The organism is Bartonella ancashensis, from assembly GCF_001281405.1.
GTDB classification, from domain to species: domain Bacteria; phylum Pseudomonadota; class Alphaproteobacteria; order Rhizobiales; family Rhizobiaceae; genus Bartonella; species Bartonella ancashensis.
Genome location: NZ_CP010401.1, coordinates 1078413 through 1098159, shown reverse-complemented (window position 1 = coordinate 1098159; position 19747 = coordinate 1078413). Strand labels below are relative to the sequence as shown.

Genomic DNA, 19747 nt, shown 5'->3' with positions numbered 1-19747 from the left:
AGAATATGACAAGTGTTGGCGGAGTGTTTTCCTATATGCTGTGTAAAGGAGAGTCTTATGTATCGGATTGATTATTCAAGTTACCGTTCTATCAAGAGTTTTGATCATAGAGTTCATTTTTTAATCATTCACTATACTGCAATTAATTTTGAGGAGTCGATTAAAGCTCTTACAGGTGAAAAGGTCAGCTCTCATTATCTTGTTCCTGATCCTTCAGATAAGAGTTACATTGGTGCAGGCTTTAAGGATATGCGTATTTTTAACCTCGTTGATGAAAATAGGCGTGCATGGCATGCTGGTGTTAGTTCATGGGCTGGGCGCACAAATTTAAATGATTCATCAATTGGAATTGAAATAGTTAATTTAGCGACAGCTGTTCAAGGAGATTCCTGTGTATCTCCTTGTAATGAAGTATTTTCTCCATATAACCCAATACAAATTGCTGCAGTGAAGGAGTTAGCATTGAATATCCTTCAACGTTATCCAGAAATTTTGCCAATGAATGTTTTAGGTCATAGCGATATCGCACCCATGCGCAAGAGTGATCCAGGTCCGCTGTTTCCTTGGAAAGAATTTTATGTTGCAGGCGTCGGAGCGTGGTATGATGATGAAGTAAAAGAAAAGTACGAGGCAGAATTTCTTAAAAAATTACCTTTAAAATCAATGATTATTTCACAGTTGGAACGTTATGGTTATGATGTTTCAATTGCATGTACTGAAAGTGGATATACTGATTTGATTCGAGCGTTTCAGCTTCATTTTCGTCAAAAAGATTATAATGGAGTTTTGGATGCAGAAACTGCAGCAATTCTTTATGCATTAATAGACAAATACTATCCACAAAATAAAACATGTTAATTTATGTAAAGTGATTGTTACAATGTAGAGAAAATTTAGTTTATTATTGGTAGTCAGAATGCAGTCATTTTTTAATCAGAGAAGCCCTATAATATTTATTCTGTTTTTATTGCACAGTTTTTTATGCAACGGCAGTGCTGGTTAGGAAGAGGTAGAGGCTCTGTGTAGGGAGCGGTGCGTTTTCATGATTATTTGAGCAATTGTATAACTTAAAGATGTAAAGTTAGTTTTTTTGCATATAGCAAGAAATTTTCTATTGTGTGCAGTTATGTTTCCACATGGCTTTTTTGTCATTTTTCTCTACTCGAGACACTAGTATGTTTTGTTTGCACTGTGCTATTTTACTGTAAGAAATCAGGGTAGCCTCAATGTCAAAAAAAGTCATGATCGTAGAAGACAATGAGCTCAATATGAAATTGTTTCGCGATCTTGTGAAGGTAAGTGGTTATGAAACGGTTGAAACGCGCAGCGGCCTTGCTGCGTTGGATTTGGCTCGCTCAACAAAGCCTTCTCTCATTTTAATGGATGTCCAATTACCTGAAGTATCAGGAATAGACATCATAAAGCAGCTCAAAGAAAACGAAGATCTCAAATCAATTCCTGTTGTTGCTGTGACAGCTTTCGCTATGAAGGGAGATGAAGAACGAATCCGCGCAAGCGGATGCGAAAAATACGTATCCAAACCTATTTCAGTTCCTCACTTCATTGCAATGTTAAAGTCTTTTTTGGATGATACAGAGAATCAGCAGAGCTCTCCGTTTTGAGAAGAAAATCCCATACAATCAAAAAAGTATAGACTCAAATCATAGTGCCAAAAAAATCTTCCTTTGTAACATGAACTATTGTGTTTTTGTGCAAAAACCAAACATTAACGTTTCGAGAACTGGAATGAACGACGTGCTTTCGCCTTACCATATTTTTTGCGTTCAACAACACGGCTATCACGTGTAAGAAATCCACCTTTTTTTAGAATAGCACGCAATGTTGGCTCATAATAAGTTAAAGCTTTAGAAATGCCGTGACGTACCGCACCTGCTTGTCCAGAGAGGCCGCCTCCGGAAACAGTTGCGACAATATCGTACTGGGTATCTCTATTTGTTGCAACAATCGGTTGACGAAGAATCATTCTAAGGACAGGTCTAGCAAAATATTTATCAAACTCTTTGTCATTGATAGTAATTTTTCCTGTACCTGGTTTAATCCAAACACGAGCAACAGCATCTTTACGTTTTCCTGTTGCATAAGAGCGCCCTTGTGAATCAAGCTTTTGTACGTGAACAGGAGAAGAATTTGTACTAATTTGCACAGTATTTTCTACTGCATCATGTCGAGAAAGGGAGTTAAGTTCAGCCATGACTAAGCAATCCTTTTATTTTTCCGGTTTAAGTTCCCGACGTCGAGAGCTTCAGGCTGTTGCGCCACATGTGGATGTTGGCTACCAGCATAAACACGTAAATTTCTCATTTGACGACGACCAAGAGGACCACGAGGAATCATGCGTTCTACGGCTTTTTCAACAATCCGCTCAGGAAAACGACCCTCAAGAATTTGGCGAGCTGTGCGCTCTTTGATTCCACCAATGTAGCCAGTGTGCCAATAGTATTTCTTGTCTGTATATTTTTTACCAGTGAGCGCTACTTTACTTGCATTGATAACGATAACATTGTCACCATCATCAACATGTGGAGTAAAAGTAGCCTTATGTTTACCACGTAGGCGGTTAGCAACGAGTGTGGCAAGACGACCCAAAACGAGGTCTGTCGCATCAATGACGACCCATTTTTTTACCACCTCAGCTGGCTTCTGCGAAAAAGTTACCATAGAAGTACCTTTCAATAAAACTCTCAATCTTAGTACTGGGAGCATTCTTTTGCTGTTTTGCACAACAGATCATTGCTATATCATGCCATAACCTCAATCCATGCATCTCACCTGATATAGTGTCTTATGGTTTGCGTCAAGAAAAATAAAAATCTATAAAACAGTATGTTATAGAAATGGTATTATAGTACCATTTTACTAGTTTATATTTATAATTAGAAAAAAGCGTTTACTTCGTAGCTTGAATTGTATCTTTCAGCGTTTTACAATGTGCGATGATGCAAACAGTACGTTATTGCCTTAATATTAAATCTTCTGCTTGTAATCAGGCTTGGGTGGATGCTTTGGATTCCTCAGGATGCAATAATGCTTGCGCTATTTCTCAGAAATTTGGTTTGCCAGATCAGTTGGCTCGCGTTCTTGCTGCAAGGAATGTTGACGAGTTTGATGCACTTTCTTTTATTAATCCAGCCTTACGTAGTTTGATGCCTGATCCAGAGAGTTTTATAGATATGAACTCTGCAGCAGAACGTTTAGTTCAAGCTATCATGCAACGAGAAAAGATTGCTATTTTTGGTGACTACGATGTTGATGGGGCTTGTTCATCCGCTATTTTGGCACGTTTTTTACAACATTTTGGTGTTGCAGTGAAAATTTATATCCCTGATCGTATTGTTGAGGGTTATGGGCCAAATGAGCAAGCAATGAAGATGTTAGTGCAGGAAGGGGCTCGCTTAATTGTTACTGTTGATTGTGGTGCAAATAGTCCAGATGCAGTAAAGGCAGCTAGAGTTTCAGGGGCTGATGTTATTGTTTTAGATCACCATCAAATGGATGTTATTCATCGGGAGGCTGTTGCACTCGTTAACCCTAACCGACCTGATGATTTTTCCGAACAAGGTCATTTATGTGCTGCTGGCGTTGTTTTTATCACACTAGTACGGGTTAATTATTTATTGCGTAAACAAAAATGGGAAGGAAATCTTCCTGATCTTTTGAGCATGCTTGATCTTGTTGCCTTAGCTACAATATGCGATGTGGTTCCGTTGCAAGGGGTTAATCGTGCTTTTGTTGCTAAAGGACTTCAGGTCGCACGCTCACTGTATAATCCCGGAATAGCTGCTTTGGCAAAAGTTTCACGTATAGGAGAACCCCTTAATAGTTTTCACTTTGGTTTTTTGTTAGGTCCTAGAATTAATGCTGGAGGGCGTATTGGAGATCAAGCTTTAGGGGCACGTTTGCTTAGTTGCGATGATAAAGATGAAGCAGATATGATAGCAGAACAATTAGATCAGTTGAATCGAGAACGCCAAGAAATGGAAACTATTCAACTGGCTCAAGCAGAATCTTATGTCGATTCTATTTATCAAGGTGCAGAAATTCCTCTCTCTCTCGTTGTTGCTAGTAAAGAGTGGCATCCAGGAATCGTCGGTATTTTGGCATCTCGTTTAAAAGAACGTTTTTTTGTCCTGTTTTTTGCAATCGCTTTGAAAACAGATGGGAGTGGTACGGGATCAGGGCGTTCCATTAGTGGGATAGACTTAGGAGAACTTGTTCGTGAAGCTGTCGTACTAAATTTGTTGGAAAAGGGTGGAGGACACAGTATGGCCGCTGGATTTACAATCCAATCAACGAAAATTGATTCTTTTCGAGAGTGGCTAAAAGAAAAAGTTTCATCAATGGTTTTAGAAGTACATGCTAAAAAATCACTCAGAATAGATGGGTTTATCTCTGCTTCTGGTGCCAGTAAAGAGCTATTTTATATGATTGAAAAGGCTGGCCCATTTGGTTCAGGGAATCCTGTACCTACTTTTGTCCTTCCATCCCACCGCTTACTCAATTTACGTGAAGTTGGAAAAGGGCACTTGTGCTTTACTGTCTCGGATATTGAAGGTAAGAAGTTGCGAGGAATAACCTTTCGTGCAGTAGGAACACCTCTTGGAAATTTTTTAATTAAAAATGTCGGTAAAACAATCCATTTGGCTGGTAATCTTAGTTTAAACCATTGGAACGGAACTATCACTCCACAATTACAAGTTGTTGATGCTGCAGAAATAGCATGAAGAAGCGAGTTTCTAAAAATTAAATGTCTAAATTGCATGCGAATGTAGAATTCTCTTGTATAAATCGAAATCGTGCTTCTGGTTTTGTACCCATTAGTTTTTCTACTATTTCTCTAGTTTTTTGTATTTCAATGTCATCGATGGAAATACGTAAAAGTGTTCGTTTTTTGGGGTTCATTGTTGTTTCTTTGAGCTGTTCAGCGCGCATTTCTCCAAGACCTTTAAAACGACCAATCTCAATTTTAGCTTTTCCGGTAAATTCTGTTTTTAAAAGCTCATCTTTATGTGCATCGTCACGAGCGTAAGCGATTTTTCCGCCTTGTGATATTCTGTAAAGAGGGGGAACTGCAAGATAAAGGTGCCCTGCGCAAATAAGATTGGGCATTTCTTGAAAGAAAAAGGTTATTAAGAGTGAGGCAATGTGAGCACCATCAACGTCTGCATCAGTCATAATAATGATACGCTCATATCTGAGATCTTCTTCACGATATTTAGAACCTGTTCCACATCCAAGTGCGAGGATGAGATCACCTATTGCTTGGCTTGCGGTCATTTTTTCACGTGCAGAACTTGCTACATTTAAAATTTTTCCACGAAGGGGTAATATAGCTTGGTTAGCCCTATTTCTCGCTTGTTTAGCAGAACCACCAGCAGAATCACCTTCAACGATAAATAGTTCAGCACCGGCAGCAAAATTTTGACTACAATCAGCTAGCTTTCCAGGTAGACGTAATTTACGTACGGCTGTCTTTCGATTTATTTCCTTTTCTTGTCGTCGTTTAATGCGTTCTTCGGCGTGTTCAATAACCCAGTCAAGCAATTTTGTAGCTTCTTGAGGAGAATTGGCAAGCCAATGATCAAAGGGGTCACGTATTGCATTTTCGACAATACGCTGTGCTTCAATTGTAGCTAACCTGTTTTTTGTTTGTCCTACAAATTCTGGTTCTTTGATAAAAACAGAAAGAACTGCGACAGTTGAAGCCATAATGTCATCAGCGGCAATAATAGAAGCACGTTTATTCCCAATCAGTTCAGCATAAGTCTTCAGTCCACGTAGAAGGATGTGTCGCAATCCTGTTTCATGTGTTCCACCTTCTCCAGTAGGAATGGTATTACAATATGATCGTATGTAAGGATTACCATCGTACCAAGCTATCGCCCATTCAACCGAGCCGTGGTCGTTATCCTGCTGTATTTTACCAGAGAAAATTTCAGTTGTTATACAGCGCTGGCCCTTTAACGATAACAGCAGGTAATCTTTAAGGCCACCTGGAAAGTGAAAAACATCTTTTTCAGGTATCTCCTTTATATTTTCAAGTAATACAGGATCACAATTCCAGCGGATTTTTACTCCACTGAATAAGTAGGCTTTGGAACGTGCCATTTCATAAATTTTTTTTGGTTCAAATGTTATATTTTTGCCAAAAATTTCTTCATCAGGTCGAAAACGAACACGCGTTCCACGACGGTTATGAATATCACCTAGCTTTTCCAACCCTGATTGAGGAATACCACGTGAAAAACGCTGACGGTACAGTTTACGTTCTCTCACTACTTCCACTTCCATATCAGAAGAAAGAGCGTTGACAACAGAAATTCCTACTCCGTGCAATCCACCAGAAGTATGATAAGCTTTTCCATCAAATTTTCCACCTGAGTGGAGCTGTGTCATAATCACTTCAAGAGTAGATTTATCTGGCATTTGAGGATGGTTTTCTACAGGGATTCCGCGTCCATTATCTATTACTGTCAAATAACCATCTTTGTCTAATGTCACATCAATGAAATTAGCATAACCAGCAACAGCTTCATCCATTGCATTATCAATGATTTCTGAAAATAAGTGATGAAGCGCTTTGCTATCTGTACCACCGATGTACATACCAGGTCGTAAGCGTACAGGTTCTAATCCTTCGAGAACTCGTATAGATGAAGCATTATAATCATCTTTAACAGTATTGTGAACGGTTGGTGGAAGAAGTTCTTTAATTTTTTCTAAACTAATTGAGTCTTGCTTATTTTTTCTTTTTACTAAACGAGATTGAGCATTGTTCAAAATACTAAAAAGGTCTTTATAATCATCGCTCATGGTGCTTAGTAATCTACCAAATTCAGGTTTTTTTTAAAAAAGATTTAGTATAGAAGACTCCTTATGCCTGTTTTGTATTTAAAAATCAATGCACTTAAGAAATATCAATGACTGGACCAAAAATCTGCTCGAATGATTTTTTTAGAGCAATATCAACATCATGCATTGTGATAGGTAAACCTAGGTCAAGAAAACTGGTTATTCCATGATTTGTTATTCCACAGGGAATAATTCCAGCATAATGTTCTAAATTAGTGTTGACGTTGATAGAAACTCCGTGAAAGCTAACCCACTTTCTTACACGAATACCGATAGCAGCAATTTTATCTTCCGCTTTTGTTCCATTTATCGTTTGTGGGCGGTCAGATCTTACAATCCAAACACCAATCCTGTCTGCACGGCGCTCACCTTTTATATTGAATTGTGCGAGCATTTGTATGATCCACTGTTCCAGGGCACTGATAAAGGCGCGTATATCTTGTTTTCGACGTTTGAGATCAAGCATGATATAAGCAATCCGTTGTCCAGGACCATGGTACGTAAATTCACCACCTCGACCTGCTTCATAAACAGGGAACAAATGAGGGCTTAGAAGATCCTTCTTTTTTGCACTGGTCCCAGATGTATAGAGAGGAGGGTGTTCAAGAAGCCAAACTTGTTCATTTGCTATTTCTAAGGAAATATTTTCTACATGTTTTTGCATGTAGAGGAGTGCCTCGGGATATTCAACCAGACCATCACTAACTTTCCACTCAACAGGCGATGTTGATTTAAGAGTCTTGAAATGGTGCTGAAACTGAGTGGGATGGGGACGGTTTAGTTTATTTGTCATCAACAGTTGTCTATATTGTATTCATAGGGCTTATATTAGAGATAAGATACAGGTTACACATGTTACGATGAAAATGAAATGAGAGATGTCAATATTTTTCATTTTGATGAAGGCTTTATAGAGATAGATACAGTATTTATGGATGATCCTTGAAGAGTTCTATTTTAAATACAGGAAAGCATATTTAGGATTTTGATTATTAAATTAATATAGTAGTTGGATATTGTCCCTGTTATGAGGCATGTTAATACATATAGTACCACATAAAATTTCTTTTTGTCACATTACATCTGTAGTACCGTCACCATCTTCCAGATGCGCCACCACCACCTGATGATCCTCCACCACCTCTAAATCTACGGCGATGTGGGTACTCATTGAATTTTTTATTACGGTACTTTGTAGTGAAATTCGGATTAATAAACCAGAGGGTAAAGGTGATGCCCATCCAGCGATATTTGTGTACAGCTACCTTTTTGCCAAAAATCATTGCCAGAATAGGTAAACACACCATCGTAAAAAAGAGCAAAAGTAGCACCAAATTGGTTATTATTGCTTCTTTTTTATCGTTTGCCTTAGAATGTTTAGGAGCTCCTTTTGCCTTCAATATATCAGAATTATTTCCTGCGACAATATCAATGATTGCATTAACTGCTTTTGTGATCCCTTCTTGGTAATTTTCTTCATGAAAGTTAGGAACGATAAAATTATTAATGATAATTGCAGAGATTGCATCTGTTAATTTTCCTTCCAAACCATAGCCAACTTCGATGCGCACTTTTCGCTCTTTTGGTGCTATAATAAGTAGGATACCGTTATCAATTTTTTCTTTCCCTAGCTGCCATGTGCGAAAAAGAGAATTGCTATAAGTTTCGATATCGATTCCTGATAGACCAGTAACAGTTGCAATAACGAGTTGAGCACCTGTTTCTTTTTCTAAAGTGAAGAGTTTTTTTGTTAAATCGTCTATTATTGCTTGGTCAAGTAAGTGAGCTTCATCATTAATATATCCTTGTAGGGAAGGGTATTGAATTTGTGAGTGAGAAGCAGTACTTAGTGCAATACTTCCCCCAAAAAGGCCTATAATAAACCATAAATGCAGGAATGTGATATGCTGTGCAAAGTGTTTGAGCATGCCGTTAATCAAAGTTCACTTGTGGTGTTTGTTGAGTGTTTGTATCAATGGTGAAAGTTTGTATAGGGGCAGCATCATAGAACCATAGCTTGGCCCAAAGCATTGTTGGCATCGTTTTCAGTGCTGTGTTGTATATACGGACCGCTTCAATATAGTCCCGACGCGCAATAGTTATGCGGTTTTCAGTTCCCTCTAATTGTGATTGAAGAGAAAGAAAGTTTTGGTTTGCTTTGAGATCAGGATAATTTTCAGAAATAGCCATGAGACGGAAAAGTGCGCTTGATAAATTTGCTTGACTACTGAGATATTGTTGCATGATTTGTGGATCGTTTAACATATCAGCTTGAATAGTTGTTTGCGTTGCTTTTGCGCGTGCTTCAACAACACTGGTTAAAACGTCTTTTTCATGGGTTGCATAGGCTTTAACAGTTGCTATGAGATTGGGAACGAGGTCTGCTCGACGCTGGTACTGATTAAGAACTTCACTCCAAGCTGCGTGCACTTTTTCTTCGTTTGTTGGTATTGTGTTAAACCCACAACCACTCAATAATAGCATCATGGAAATAAAGAAGGCAGCGATTGTAAATTGTTGCGGTATCTTTACAACTAAGGCATCTAGCATAAAACATCTCCGAGATCTCTTTATCATTAATTTTATGAAAATAAAAAAAGAAAACAAAATTTAAAGAAGGTTATCTGCCTTATCTTTGATGATTTTGGAAACTGGAAATTTTAGGTTTGTTTAGATATTCATCAAACCTATTCTTCAGTTAATGCAGACATTTAATGCAGACATTGGCAACTGAGGAACCCAAACGATTGAAAAGCAGACTCCCCCTTCAAAATCCCCTTCCCAAACGATCAGCGAGATAACAAAATGGTGGGCGATGAGAGACTCGAACTCCCGACATCCTCGGTGTAAACGAGGCGCTCTACCAGCTGAGCTAATCGCCCAGTTAACACTAACTGGATGGGAGTTATTTAAGGAAATTTTCCTCTAAACGCAAGAATAAAGATGTCACCTACTTAATTTTTTGGCCAACGAAGTATTTTTATTTTTGTAACTAATTTTTTTGAATAAAAAAATACTGTATCACGCTTGACAGAAACGAATGAACACCTTAACAGGACCACTTACACCAATTAAATTGGTTTGAAAGATGCGCGGGTGTAGCTCAGTTGGTTAGAGTGCTGGCCTGTCACGCCGGAGGTCGCGGGTTCGAGCCCCGTCACTCGCGCCATTTCAAATTTTCACCGATGTAAGCATTTTTGGATTGTAGGCGCATGAATGTGGGCGGTGGTGTTCTCTGTAGATTGAATCTTCTTTTTTTAAGAGTTAAGAGATATTTGTAGGATGAGGGCTTGCGTCTTTCCTTACTCTGCGATACTTAGTGTAAATAGAAATGTTGCACGGCGTGCCCTTGAAGCAGTACGAGCAGAATTAGCGGAGTAGTGTTACGCTTCCTATATTTATTAAATATCAGATGGTTAGGTTAATTGAGGTGCCTCGCTGAGGCAAAAAGGATCATGACTCATTTGCTGAGCTCTTATTTGCCGGTGTTAATTTTTATTGTTATTTCAGCGATTATTGCGGGGTCACTTTTGGTGATTCCTTATGCTGTAGCCTATCGTGCTCCTGATCCTGAAAAATTGTCAGCTTATGAGTGTGGGTTCAACTCATTTAGCGATGCGCGTATGAAATTTGATGTTCGATTCTATCTCGTTTCGATTTTGTTTATCATCTTCGATCTTGAGGTTGCTTTCCTTTTTCCGTGGGCTGTTTCGTTTCATTCTTTAAGTATGCTTGGTTTTTGGTCGATGATTGTCTTTTTGGCTGTTTTAATGATCGGATTTATATATGAATGGAAGAAGGGGGCTCTTGAATGGGATTGATATTTAATAATTCAACAATTGTTGCTCCACAACAAAAAGGAGTCATTGAGCCGAATACAGGTGATCTTGTTTCTTCGAATGATAAATTTTTTCAAGATATAAATAGCGAGTTATCTGATAAAGGTTTTTTGCTTACATCAGTTGATGCTCTGGTGACATGGGCGCGTACGGGGTCGTTGATGTGGATGAGTTTTGGTCTCGCTTGCTGCGCTGTTGAAATGATGCAGTGCTCTATGCCTCATTATGATAACGAGCGTTTTGGGTATGCACCACGTGCCTCACCTCGCCAGTCAGATGTTATGGTGGTTGCTGGAACTTTAACTAATAAAATGGCTCCTGCTTTACGCAAAGTTTATGATCAAATGCCTGAACCGCGTTACGTTATTTCTATGGGCTCTTGTGCAAATGGTGGTGGGTATTATCATTATTCCTATTCAGTTGTTCGTGGATGTGATCGTATAGTGCCAGTGGATATTTATGTTCCGGGTTGTCCTCCGACTGCAGAGGCTTTGTTGTATGCCATATTGCTTTTACAGAAAAAAATCCGTCGTACCGGTTCTATAGAGCGATAATAGGTAAAATCATGGTAACTAAAACATTAGTCGATTTGGCAGCTTATTTAGACGATAAATTAGGAGATAAGCTAGAGGAAAGTGTGCTGGCTTTTGGTGAGTTGACATTAGTGTCACGCCTGGATGCTATTCTCGATGTTTTGACATTTCTGCGTGATGATCCTGATTGCCAGTTTATCAACATCACAGACATTAGCGGTGTCGATTATCCTTCTCGTGATAAGCGTTTTGACGTTTCTTACCAGTTGCTATCACCCTCTCAAAATTTACGGATTCGTGTCAAGGTGCGTACTGATGAAAGCACACCTGTTGCTTCTGCCTGTTCTGTTTTTTCTGGAGCAGAATGGTATGAGCGTGAGGCGTACGATATGTATGGTATCCTATTTTCTGGTCATCCAGATTTGAGGCGCATCTTAACTGATTATGGGTTTGAAGGGCATCCTCTGCGTAAAGATTTTCCTGTAACGGGGTTTGTTGAGTGTCGTTATGATAATGAAGCAAAACGAGTAATTTATGAGCCTGTTGTTTTGCGCCAAGAAATGCGTCATTTTGATTTTCTTTCACCTTGGGAAGGTCCAGAACATAGTTTTCCAGAAAGTAAAAAGGAAAGTAGAGAAAAATGATTTGTTGTTTGTGGATAAGTATAAAACTTGTCAAGCCTTCTTAAGGAAATGGCGAATTTTGCGTAAGGTAGAGGAAATTGAGACATAGTATAAAAACTTTTCTTCATGTTTTCCTTGAGTTTTTTTTGAAAGAGCAAGGGGTTTATCGTGGCTGAAGTCAACGTTCGAAATTTTAATATCAATTTTGGACCGCAACATCCTGCTGCGCATGGTGTTTTGCGTATGGTTCTTGAGTTGGATGGTGAGGTTGTTGAACGTGTTGATCCGCATATTGGGTTGTTGCATCGTGGTACCGAAAAACTCATGGAGACAAAAACTTACCTTCAAGCGTGTCCATACCTTGATCGTCTAGATTATGTTGCTCCGATGAATCAGGAACATGCTTTTGTTCTTGCTATTGAAAAATTATTGGCTGTTGAAGTTCCTAAAAGGGGACAGTTAATTCGTGTGCTGTTTTCTGAAATTGGCCGTATTCTCAATCATTTGCTTAATGTAACGACTCAGGCAATGGATGTTGGTGCTTTAACGCCTCCGCTTTGGGGGTTTGAGCAACGAGAAAAATTGATGGTTTTTTATGAGCGTGCTTGTGGAGCGCGTCTCCATGCAAATTATTTTAGACCTGGTGGAGTGCATCAAGATTTGCCGGAATCGCTAATTGAAGATATTGGTAACTTCATTGATCCATTTCTTGTTGCGCTTGATAAACTTGATGCGCTTATAACGCCAAATCGTATTTTTAAACAGCGAAATGTTGATATCGGTGTAGTGAGTATCGATGAGGCTTGGGCCCGTGGTTTTTCTGGTGTGATGATTCGTGGAGCCGGTGTAGCGTGGGATTTGCGCAAGAGTCAGCCTTATGAATGCTATGATGAAATGGAATTTGATATTCCCATTGGTAAAAATAGCGATTGCTATGATCGTTACCTCATTCGTATGGAAGAAATGCGTCAATCAACGCGAATCATGCGTCAATGTGTGGATCGTCTACTCAGTACAGAAAGGAGTGGGCCTGTTTCGAGTCTGGATCGAAAGGTTGTGCCGCCAAAGCGTGGTGAGATGAAAAATTCAATGGAGGCACTTATCCATCATTTTAAACTTTATACAGAAGGTTTCCATACTCCTCCAGGTGAGGTTTATGTTGCTGTGGAGGCTCCAAAGGGTGAGTTTGGTATTTATTTGATTTCCGATGGAACGAATAAGCCTTATCGTGTTAAACTGCGCGCTCCAGGTTTTGCTCATCTTCAGGCCATGGATTTTTTAACTCGAGGTCATATGTTAGCTGATGCAACGGCTATTTTGGGTTCTATTGATATTGTTTTTGGAGAGGTTGATCGCTGATGTCTGTGCGTCGTCTTGCTGATGATATTCATCAGCCAGTAACATTTTCATTTACAAAAGAAAATCAGTTATGGGCAAAGAATACTATAGCAAAGTATCCTGTAGGTCGTGAGCAATCAGCGGTTATTCCTTTATTAATGCGCGCTCAAGAGCAAGAAGGGTGGGTAACGCGCGCTGCGATTGAACATGTCGCTCAGATGCTTTCTATGGCTTATATTCGTGTTTTAGAGGTTGCAACTTTTTATACTCAATTTCAGTTAAAGCCGGTTGGTACAAAAGCGCACATTCAGGTTTGTGGTACAACTCCTTGTATGTTGCGTGGTTCTGATGAATTAATCAGAGTTTGCAGAGAAAAAATTCATCATGAGCCTTTTACGACTAATGAGGATGGAACTTTATCATGGGAAGAGGTAGAGTGTCTTGGTGCCTGTGTGAATGCTCCTATGATTATGATTTTTAAGGATACTTATGAGGATCTTACGGCAGGGCGTCTTGAAGAAATTATTGATGCGTTTAAGGAAGGCAAGGGCCTTAATATGGCTGTAGGGCCACAAAATGGGCGTAGATCATCAGAGGCTATTAGTGGTTCGATTTCTTTGGTTTCTGTAGAAAAGAGGAAAGAGGCCTCTTCAAAGTCTAAGAAAAAAAGCAAGGGAGCAAATTCAGAATGAGTGGTTTTTTGCTGTGTAGGGAATTATATTATCCATCGTTAAGATTCCTTGGTGGACTTGCAGGGATGTTTGAGGGTTGTTAAGAAAAATGCTTAAGATGTGTTCATACAAGGAAATGGTGGGGTATGCTGGCTAATATAGATCGCATTTTCACCAACATTTATGGCTTTGAAGATAGATCTTTGAAAGCTGCGGTGTTGCGTGGGCATTGGGATGGTACTGGAGAAATTATTGCAAAGGGTCGTGACTGGATTATTGATGAAGTGAAAGCTTCAGGCCTGCGTGGTCGTGGTGGTGCAGGTTTTTCTACGGGAATGAAGTGGTCGTTTATGCCTAAATGCAATGATGGTCGACCACATTATTTGGTTGTTAATGCAGATGAATCAGAACCTGGAACCTGCAAAGATCGTGATATTTTAAGGCATGAGCCTCATACTTTGATTGAGGGCTGCGTTCTTGCTACTTTTGCAATAGGAGCAAATGTTGCTTTCATTTATGTTCGTGGTGAGTACATTCGTGAGCGCGAAAGATTACAAGCGGCAATTGATGAGTGTTATGACGCAGGATTATTGGGAAAAAAGACCAAATATGGGCACGCTTGTGATATAATTGTTCATCATGGTGCTGGTGCTTATATTTGTGGTGAGGAAACAGCTCTTCTTGAAAGTCTTGAAGGAAAAAAAGGACAACCTCGACTTAAACCACCATTTCCAGCTAATGTGGGACTTTACGGTTGTCCAACAACGGTTAATAATGTGGAATCTATAGCAGTTGTTCCAACCATTTTGCGTCGGGGGGCATCGTGGTTTTCATCAATTGGTCGTCAAAATAATACTGGCACAAAACTGTTTATGATTTCTGGCCATGTCAATACGCCTTGTACGTTTGAAGAGTCTCTAGGTATTTCTTTTCGTGAATTGATTGAGAAATATGCAGGAGGTATTCGAGGAGGGTGGGACAATCTTTTAGCAGTTATTCCTGGTGGGGCGTCTTGTCCAGTTGTTCGTGGTGAAGATATGATGGACGCATTGATGGATTTTGATGGGATGCGTGATGTCGGTTCATCTTTCGGTACAGGTGGCGCAATTGTTATGGATAAATCAACCGACATTATTAGGGCAATTTGGCGTATAGCAGCTTTTTTTAAGCATGAAAGTTGCGGGCAATGTACCCCGTGTCGTGAAGGTACTGGTTGGATGATGCGTCTTTTAGGACGCATGGTTGAGGGAAGGGCGCAAAAGCGAGAAATTGACCTTTTGTTTGAAGTTTCTAAGCAAGTAGAAGGGCATACTATTTGTGCGCTTGGTGATGCAGCGGCTTGGCCCGTGCAGGGATTAATACGCAATTTTCGTTCAGAAATAGAGAAAAGAATTGATGCATATACACATAATGCGGTTCAAAACAAAGGCGTTGTTTCAGAAGTAATTGGATAAAATTTTTTATTGTGAATGATTAGAAAAAGTTCAGATAAATTGTCTGCGGACTGGGTTAGTAATGATAAATATCAAAGTTGATGGCAAAGAGATTGAAGTTCCTGATTACTACACGTTGCTTCAGGCTGCTGAAGCTGCGGGTACTGAGGTACCGCGGTTTTGTTTTCATGAATGTTTGTCAATTGCAGGGAATTGTCGCATGTGTTTGGTTGAAGTTAAGGGAGGTCCTCCAAAACCTCAACCATCTTGTGCGATAGGGGTTCGTGATTTACGATTAGGGCCCAACGGTGAAGTTCCTGAAATATTTACCAATACAGATATGGTTAAGAAGGCTCGTAAAGGTGTTATGGAGTTCCTTCTTATTAATCATCCATTAGATTGCCCTGTGTGCGATCAAGGTGGAGAATGCGATCTACAAGATCAGGCAATGCTTTATGGTCGTGATTGTTCTCGTTATACAGAAAATAAACGTGCTGTAGAAGATAAGTACATAGGACCTCTTGTTAAAACGGTTATGACACGCTGTATTCATTGTACTCGCTGTGTTCGTTTTACAACAGAAATTGCGGGTATTTCCGAGCTTGGTTTAATTGGTCGTGGTGAAGACGCTGAAATTACAACTTATCTTCAAAAGGCGATGACGTCTGAGTTGCAAGGAAATATTATTGATCTTTGTCCGGTAGGAGCATTGACTTCAAAGCCATATGCGTTCCACGCCCGTCCGTGGGAGTTAATTAAAACGGAATCTATCGATGTGATGGATGCACTTGGCAGCGCCATTCGCGTTGATAGCCGTGGTCGTGAAGTTATGCGTATTGTTCCACGTGTTAACGAAAGTGTAAATGAAGAGTGGATTTCTGATAAGACACGCTTTGTTTGGGATGGGCTGCGTACACAACGGCTTGATAGGCCTTATCTTCGCAAAGATGGAAAGCTTCATCCTGTGAGCTGGTCAGAAGCTTTCGAAAAGATTAAGGATGTTGTGTCTGAGGTATCAGCGAAAAAAATTGGTGCTATTGCTGGAGATTTGGCCTCTGTCGAGGAAATGTATGCACTTAAGAAATTACTAATTTCATTAGGTTCAGATTCTTTTGATTGTCGTCAAAGAGATATGGCTTTATCGCCTGAATTTGGACGTTCGAGTTATATCTTTAATCCTACTATTTCTGGTATTAAACAGGCTGATGCTTTGCTCATTGTAGGGTCTAATCCACGTATTGAAGCTGCCGTTTTGAATGCACGCATTTTGCAGCGCCAGCGTGCAGGAGGTTTCCCAATTGGGTTAATTGGAGAACAAGCTGATTTACGTTATCCATATTCTTATTTGGGAGCTGGTACGGATGCGTTGCAAAAGCTTGTTAACCGAGATTGTGAGTTTTTTAGTATATTAGAAAAAGCAAAAAAGCCGCTTATTCTCATTGGAGAAGGAGCGCTCCTCGGTCAGGAAGGTTTTTCTATTTTAAGGAATCTTGCAAAACTAACTGATCTTGTTGGTGCTTTGAATGAGGAATGGAATGGATTTGCTATCCTTCACAATGTAGCTTCAATTGTTGGAGGGTTTGATGTTGGTTTTGTTTCTAAGCTCGGCGTTAAAAATATTTTAGAAACTTGTGATGTTTTGTTTTTGCTTGGTGCGGATGAAGTTAATTTAGAGCAAAAGAAGAAATTTATAATTTATATTGGTAGTCATGGTGATAATGGAGCACATGCTGCTGATGTGATTTTACCAGCATCTGCATATACTGAAAAGTCGGGAATTTACGTTAATACAGAGGGGCGTGTCCAAATGACCAATCGTGCTGGTTTTGCTCCAGGTGAAGCAAAGGAAGATTGGGCTATTTTACGTGCTTTATCTAATGTTTTAGGAAAAAGTCTCCCTTTCGATTCGTTGTATCAATTGAGGCAGAATTTATTTAATGATTTCCCGCATTTTGGTCTCATTGATGGTATAGCACCTTCGTGTATTAATGATGTTAGAAAACTTGGTCTAGAAACACCTTCTTTAGATTTTCAGAAATTTTCTTCTGTGGTTAAAGACTTTTATATGACAAATCCGATAGCACGTGCTTCTGCAGTTATGGCTGAATGTTCAGCTTTTTCGAAGAAGAGTTTTGTGGAAGCTGAAGATTAGAGTTAGGGGAAGAGAAGAATCATGTGTAGTTTCTTCATAGATTGGATGTTGCCATTGTTGATTATAGTGGGGAAGACGCTTCTTCTGTTAGTTGCTCTTTTAGTTTTTATTGCTTATCTTCTTTATGCAGATAGAAAAATTTGGGCAGCTGTGCAGTTACGGCGTGGTCCAAATGTTGTTGGTCCATGGGGGTTGTTGCAGTCTTTTGCGGATTTGATTAAATTTGCTGTTAAGGAACCGATTATCCCTTCAGGTGCTAATAAAGGTGTTTTTTTATTAGCTCCTTTTATTTCTGCGACTCTTGCATTATCGGCTTGGGCTGTTATTCCAGTTAATGAAGGCTGGGAAATTGCCAGTATTAATGTTGGTTTACTTTATGTTTTAGCTATTTCGTCTCTTGAGGTCTATGGTGTGATTATGGGAGGATGGGCATCAAATTCGAAATATCCTTTTTTAGGTGCGCTTAGATCAGCAGCGCAGATGGTTTCTTACGAAGTTTCGATTGGTTTTGTTCTAGTTACAGTTGTTTTAGTGAGTGGTTCGTTAGATCTTTCAACAATTGTTTATGAGCAAAATAAAGGGATTGGAACCAATCTTGGTTTGCCGTTTAGTAGTTTTTTGGACTGGAATTGGTTAATCTTGTTTCCAATGTTTGTGATATTTTTCATCTCTGCACTTGCGGAAACAAATCGTCCTCCTTTTGATCTAGTTGAAGCAGAATCTGAGCTTGTAGCAGGTCATATGGTTGAGTATTCTTCAACTCCTTACATGCTCTTTTTTTTGGGCGAGTATGTAGCTATTGTTTTAATGTGTGCGTTGACGACTATTTTGTTTTTAGGTGGTTGGTTACCTCTCCTAGATGTTTGGTGGCTTAATTGGATTCCTGGTGTTATTTGGTTTGTTTTTAAAGTTTGTTTTGTATTTTTTGGGTTTGCTATGGTTAAGGCATTTGTACCGCGTTATCGCTATGATCAGCTGATGAGGCTTGGTTGGAAGGTATTTCTTCCTATTTCATTTGCAATGGTTGTGGTAACTGCTGGTATCTTAAAGTATATGAGTCTTTCTTGAGGAGAATTTTTGCATGTCAACTTTCATTCAAGCGGCAAAGTCACTTCTTCTGTTAGAGTTCGTAAGTGCTTTTTTCTTAGCAATGCGTCAATTTTTTTCGCCAAAGCCTACAATTAACTACCCTTACGAAAAAGGTTTTGTTTCTCATCGTTTTCGTGGAGAGCATGCTTTGCGTCGTTATCCAAATGGTGAAGAGCGGTGTATTGCTTGCAAATTATGTGAAGCGATTTGTCCGGCACAGGCTATAACGATTGAAGCTGGGCCGCGTCGTAATGACGGCACACGTAGAACTGTTCGTTACGATATTGATATGGTTAAGTGTATTTATTGTGGTTTTTGTCAAGAAGCTTGTCCAGTTGATGCTATTGTGGAGGGTCCTAATTTTGAATTTGCAACAGAGACACGTGAAGAGCTTTATTATGATAAAGAAAAGCTTTTGCTCAATGGGGATCGCTGGGAAAGAGAGATCGCACGCAATATATTAATGGATGCACCTTATCGTTAGGTATACTATATGAGTGGTCGGATGATTCTATCCGGTAAATTGTAACATCTGGTATAAATTTTATACCAACTTTTAACTAGTTAAGGGGAAGCCCATGCTAACAGGTCTAGCGGCGGCATTTTTCTACCTGTTTTCTTTTATTATGCTGGTAAGTGCGCTTATTGTTGTTTTTGCACGTAATCCGGTACATTCGGTGCTTTTTCTTATATTAGCATTTTTTAATGCAGCGGCTTTGTTTCTTCTTGTAGGTGCAGAATTTGTAGGGCTCATTCTGCTCGTTGTCTATGTTGGTGCCGTGGCTGTATTATTTTTGTTTGTTGTTATGATGCTTGATATTGGTTTTATTTCCCCGAAAAAAGCTACTTTGCAATACTCTTTCATTGGTGCCTTTGTTGGAGTCGTTATTGCAGTAGAGCTCGTCATTGTTTTTGTCTATCATCACGGTTCTTTCGTGTTGGGTAGTAATATCATACAACCAATTCCAGATATAAAACACCGAACTAATACAGAGGCATTAGGTGATGTTCTCTATACAGATTATATTTTTTATTTTCAGACTGCTGGAATGATTTTATTGGTTGCAATGATAGGCGCTATCGTTTTGACGTTGCGTCATAAATCAGGTGTTAAAAGACAGTCTATTTCTGCACAGGTTTCTAGGAAACCAGAAGATACAATCGAATTAAAAAAAGTTGAATCAAGAAAAGGCGTTTAG

At 39.4% G+C, this 19747-nt stretch carries 19 protein-coding genes and 2 tRNA genes; 14 read left to right on the top strand and 7 right to left on the bottom strand.

All coding sequences use genetic code 11. From position 1 onward, the window contains the following. Nucleotides 1-57 precede the first annotated feature (57 nt). Both PU02_RS04845 and PU02_RS04840 read left to right on the top strand, forming a co-directional pair. Nucleotides 58-858, top strand: a complete 801-nt coding sequence (locus PU02_RS04845) for an N-acetylmuramoyl-L-alanine amidase (protein ID WP_053944321.1) — start codon at nt 58-60, stop codon at nt 856-858. Between the two features lie 368 nt (nt 859-1226). Continuing rightward, on the top strand, nt 1227-1622 hold the full coding sequence (locus PU02_RS04840) for a response regulator (RefSeq protein ID WP_053944320.1): 396 nt from the start codon (nt 1227-1229) through the stop codon (nt 1620-1622). Nucleotides 1623-1726: 104 nt separating this feature from the next. Here the strand turns inward: PU02_RS04840 and rpsI are convergent, their stop codons facing one another. After that, complete coding sequence (gene rpsI, locus PU02_RS04835) at nt 1727-2212, bottom strand: 30S ribosomal protein S9 (RefSeq protein WP_053944319.1); 486 nt, start codon at nt 2210-2212, stop codon at nt 1727-1729. Nucleotides 2213-2214: 2 nt separating this feature from the next. Next, nucleotides 2215-2679 carry a 50S ribosomal protein L13 gene (rplM, locus tag PU02_RS04830; RefSeq protein WP_053944318.1) on the bottom strand — a complete coding sequence of 155 codons (465 nt, stop codon included), beginning with the start codon at nt 2677-2679 and terminating at the stop codon, nt 2215-2217. A gap of 278 nt (nt 2680-2957) precedes the next feature. Here rplM and recJ point away from each other — a divergent pair, with 278 nt between their 5' ends. Further along, nucleotides 2958-4742: a single-stranded-DNA-specific exonuclease RecJ gene (recJ, locus tag PU02_RS04825; RefSeq protein ID WP_053944674.1), complete on the top strand. Its 1785-nt coding sequence runs from the start codon at nt 2958-2960 to the stop codon at nt 4740-4742. A gap of 19 nt (nt 4743-4761) precedes the next feature. On the opposite strand, the gene parE is transcribed toward recJ, so the two are convergent. From parE to PU02_RS04800, 5 genes are all read right to left on the bottom strand, one after another. Continuing rightward, on the bottom strand, nt 4762-6831 hold the full coding sequence (gene parE, locus PU02_RS04820; protein WP_053944317.1) for a DNA topoisomerase IV subunit B: 2070 nt from the start codon (nt 6829-6831) through the stop codon (nt 4762-4764). A 94-nt stretch (nt 6832-6925) separates the two neighbouring features. Beyond that, nucleotides 6926-7663, bottom strand: a complete 738-nt coding sequence (lipB, locus tag PU02_RS04815) for a lipoyl(octanoyl) transferase LipB (protein ID WP_053944316.1) — start codon at nt 7661-7663, stop codon at nt 6926-6928. A 301-nt stretch (nt 7664-7964) separates the two neighbouring features. Further along, nucleotides 7965-8798, bottom strand: a complete 834-nt coding sequence (locus PU02_RS04810; protein ID WP_053944673.1) for a TPM domain-containing protein — start codon at nt 8796-8798, stop codon at nt 7965-7967. A gap of 4 nt (nt 8799-8802) precedes the next feature. Further along, nucleotides 8803-9420 carry a LemA family protein gene (locus tag PU02_RS04805; RefSeq protein WP_053944315.1) on the bottom strand — a complete coding sequence of 206 codons (618 nt, stop codon included), beginning with the start codon at nt 9418-9420 and terminating at the stop codon, nt 8803-8805. Nucleotides 9421-9676: 256 nt separating this feature from the next. After that, nucleotides 9677-9752: transfer RNA gene (locus PU02_RS04800), tRNA-Val, on the bottom strand. Between the two features lie 210 nt (nt 9753-9962). Between PU02_RS04800 and PU02_RS04795 the strand changes: the two genes are divergently transcribed. The 11 genes from PU02_RS04795 (at nt 9963) to PU02_RS04745 (ending at nt 19747) form a co-directional block, all read left to right on the top strand. Beyond that, a tRNA-Asp gene (locus PU02_RS04795) sits at nt 9963-10039 on the top strand. A gap of 286 nt (nt 10040-10325) precedes the next feature. Continuing rightward, the gene (locus tag PU02_RS04790) at nt 10326-10691 is read left to right on the top strand and encodes an NADH-quinone oxidoreductase subunit A (protein WP_053944314.1); all 366 of its coding nucleotides are present in this window, start codon (nt 10326-10328) and stop codon (nt 10689-10691) included. Next, nucleotides 10682-11263 carry a NuoB/complex I 20 kDa subunit family protein gene (locus PU02_RS04785; protein ID WP_053944313.1) on the top strand — a complete coding sequence of 194 codons (582 nt, stop codon included), beginning with the start codon at nt 10682-10684 and terminating at the stop codon, nt 11261-11263. The genes PU02_RS04790 and PU02_RS04785 overlap by 10 nt, the downstream gene beginning before the upstream one ends. Before the next feature lie 11 nt (nt 11264-11274). Further along, nucleotides 11275-11886: an NADH-quinone oxidoreductase subunit C gene (locus PU02_RS04780; RefSeq protein ID WP_053944312.1), complete on the top strand. Its 612-nt coding sequence runs from the start codon at nt 11275-11277 to the stop codon at nt 11884-11886. Between the two features lie 147 nt (nt 11887-12033). Further along, on the top strand, nt 12034-13224 hold the full coding sequence (locus PU02_RS04775) for an NADH-quinone oxidoreductase subunit D (RefSeq protein WP_053944311.1): 1191 nt from the start codon (nt 12034-12036) through the stop codon (nt 13222-13224). Further along, nucleotides 13224-13895, top strand: a complete 672-nt coding sequence (gene nuoE, locus PU02_RS04770; RefSeq protein ID WP_053944310.1) for an NADH-quinone oxidoreductase subunit NuoE — start codon at nt 13224-13226, stop codon at nt 13893-13895. The genes PU02_RS04775 and nuoE overlap by 1 nt, the downstream gene beginning before the upstream one ends. A 125-nt stretch (nt 13896-14020) precedes the next feature. After that, the gene (gene nuoF, locus PU02_RS04765) at nt 14021-15328 is read left to right on the top strand and encodes an NADH-quinone oxidoreductase subunit NuoF (protein ID WP_053944309.1); all 1308 of its coding nucleotides are present in this window, start codon (nt 14021-14023) and stop codon (nt 15326-15328) included. A gap of 61 nt (nt 15329-15389) precedes the next feature. Further along, a complete protein-coding gene (gene nuoG / locus PU02_RS04760) occupies nt 15390-17459 on the top strand; it encodes an NADH-quinone oxidoreductase subunit NuoG (protein WP_053944308.1) in 2070 nt (689 codons plus the stop codon). Between the two features lie 21 nt (nt 17460-17480). Then, nucleotides 17481-18527, top strand: coding sequence for an NADH-quinone oxidoreductase subunit NuoH (gene nuoH, locus PU02_RS04755; RefSeq protein ID WP_053944307.1), 1047 nt, complete (start codon nt 17481-17483; stop codon nt 18525-18527). A gap of 13 nt (nt 18528-18540) precedes the next feature. Then, on the top strand, nt 18541-19032 hold the full coding sequence (gene nuoI / locus PU02_RS04750; protein ID WP_053944306.1) for an NADH-quinone oxidoreductase subunit NuoI: 492 nt from the start codon (nt 18541-18543) through the stop codon (nt 19030-19032). Between the two features lie 94 nt (nt 19033-19126). Beyond that, complete coding sequence (locus tag PU02_RS04745; RefSeq protein ID WP_053944305.1) at nt 19127-19747, top strand: NADH-quinone oxidoreductase subunit J; 621 nt, start codon at nt 19127-19129, stop codon at nt 19745-19747.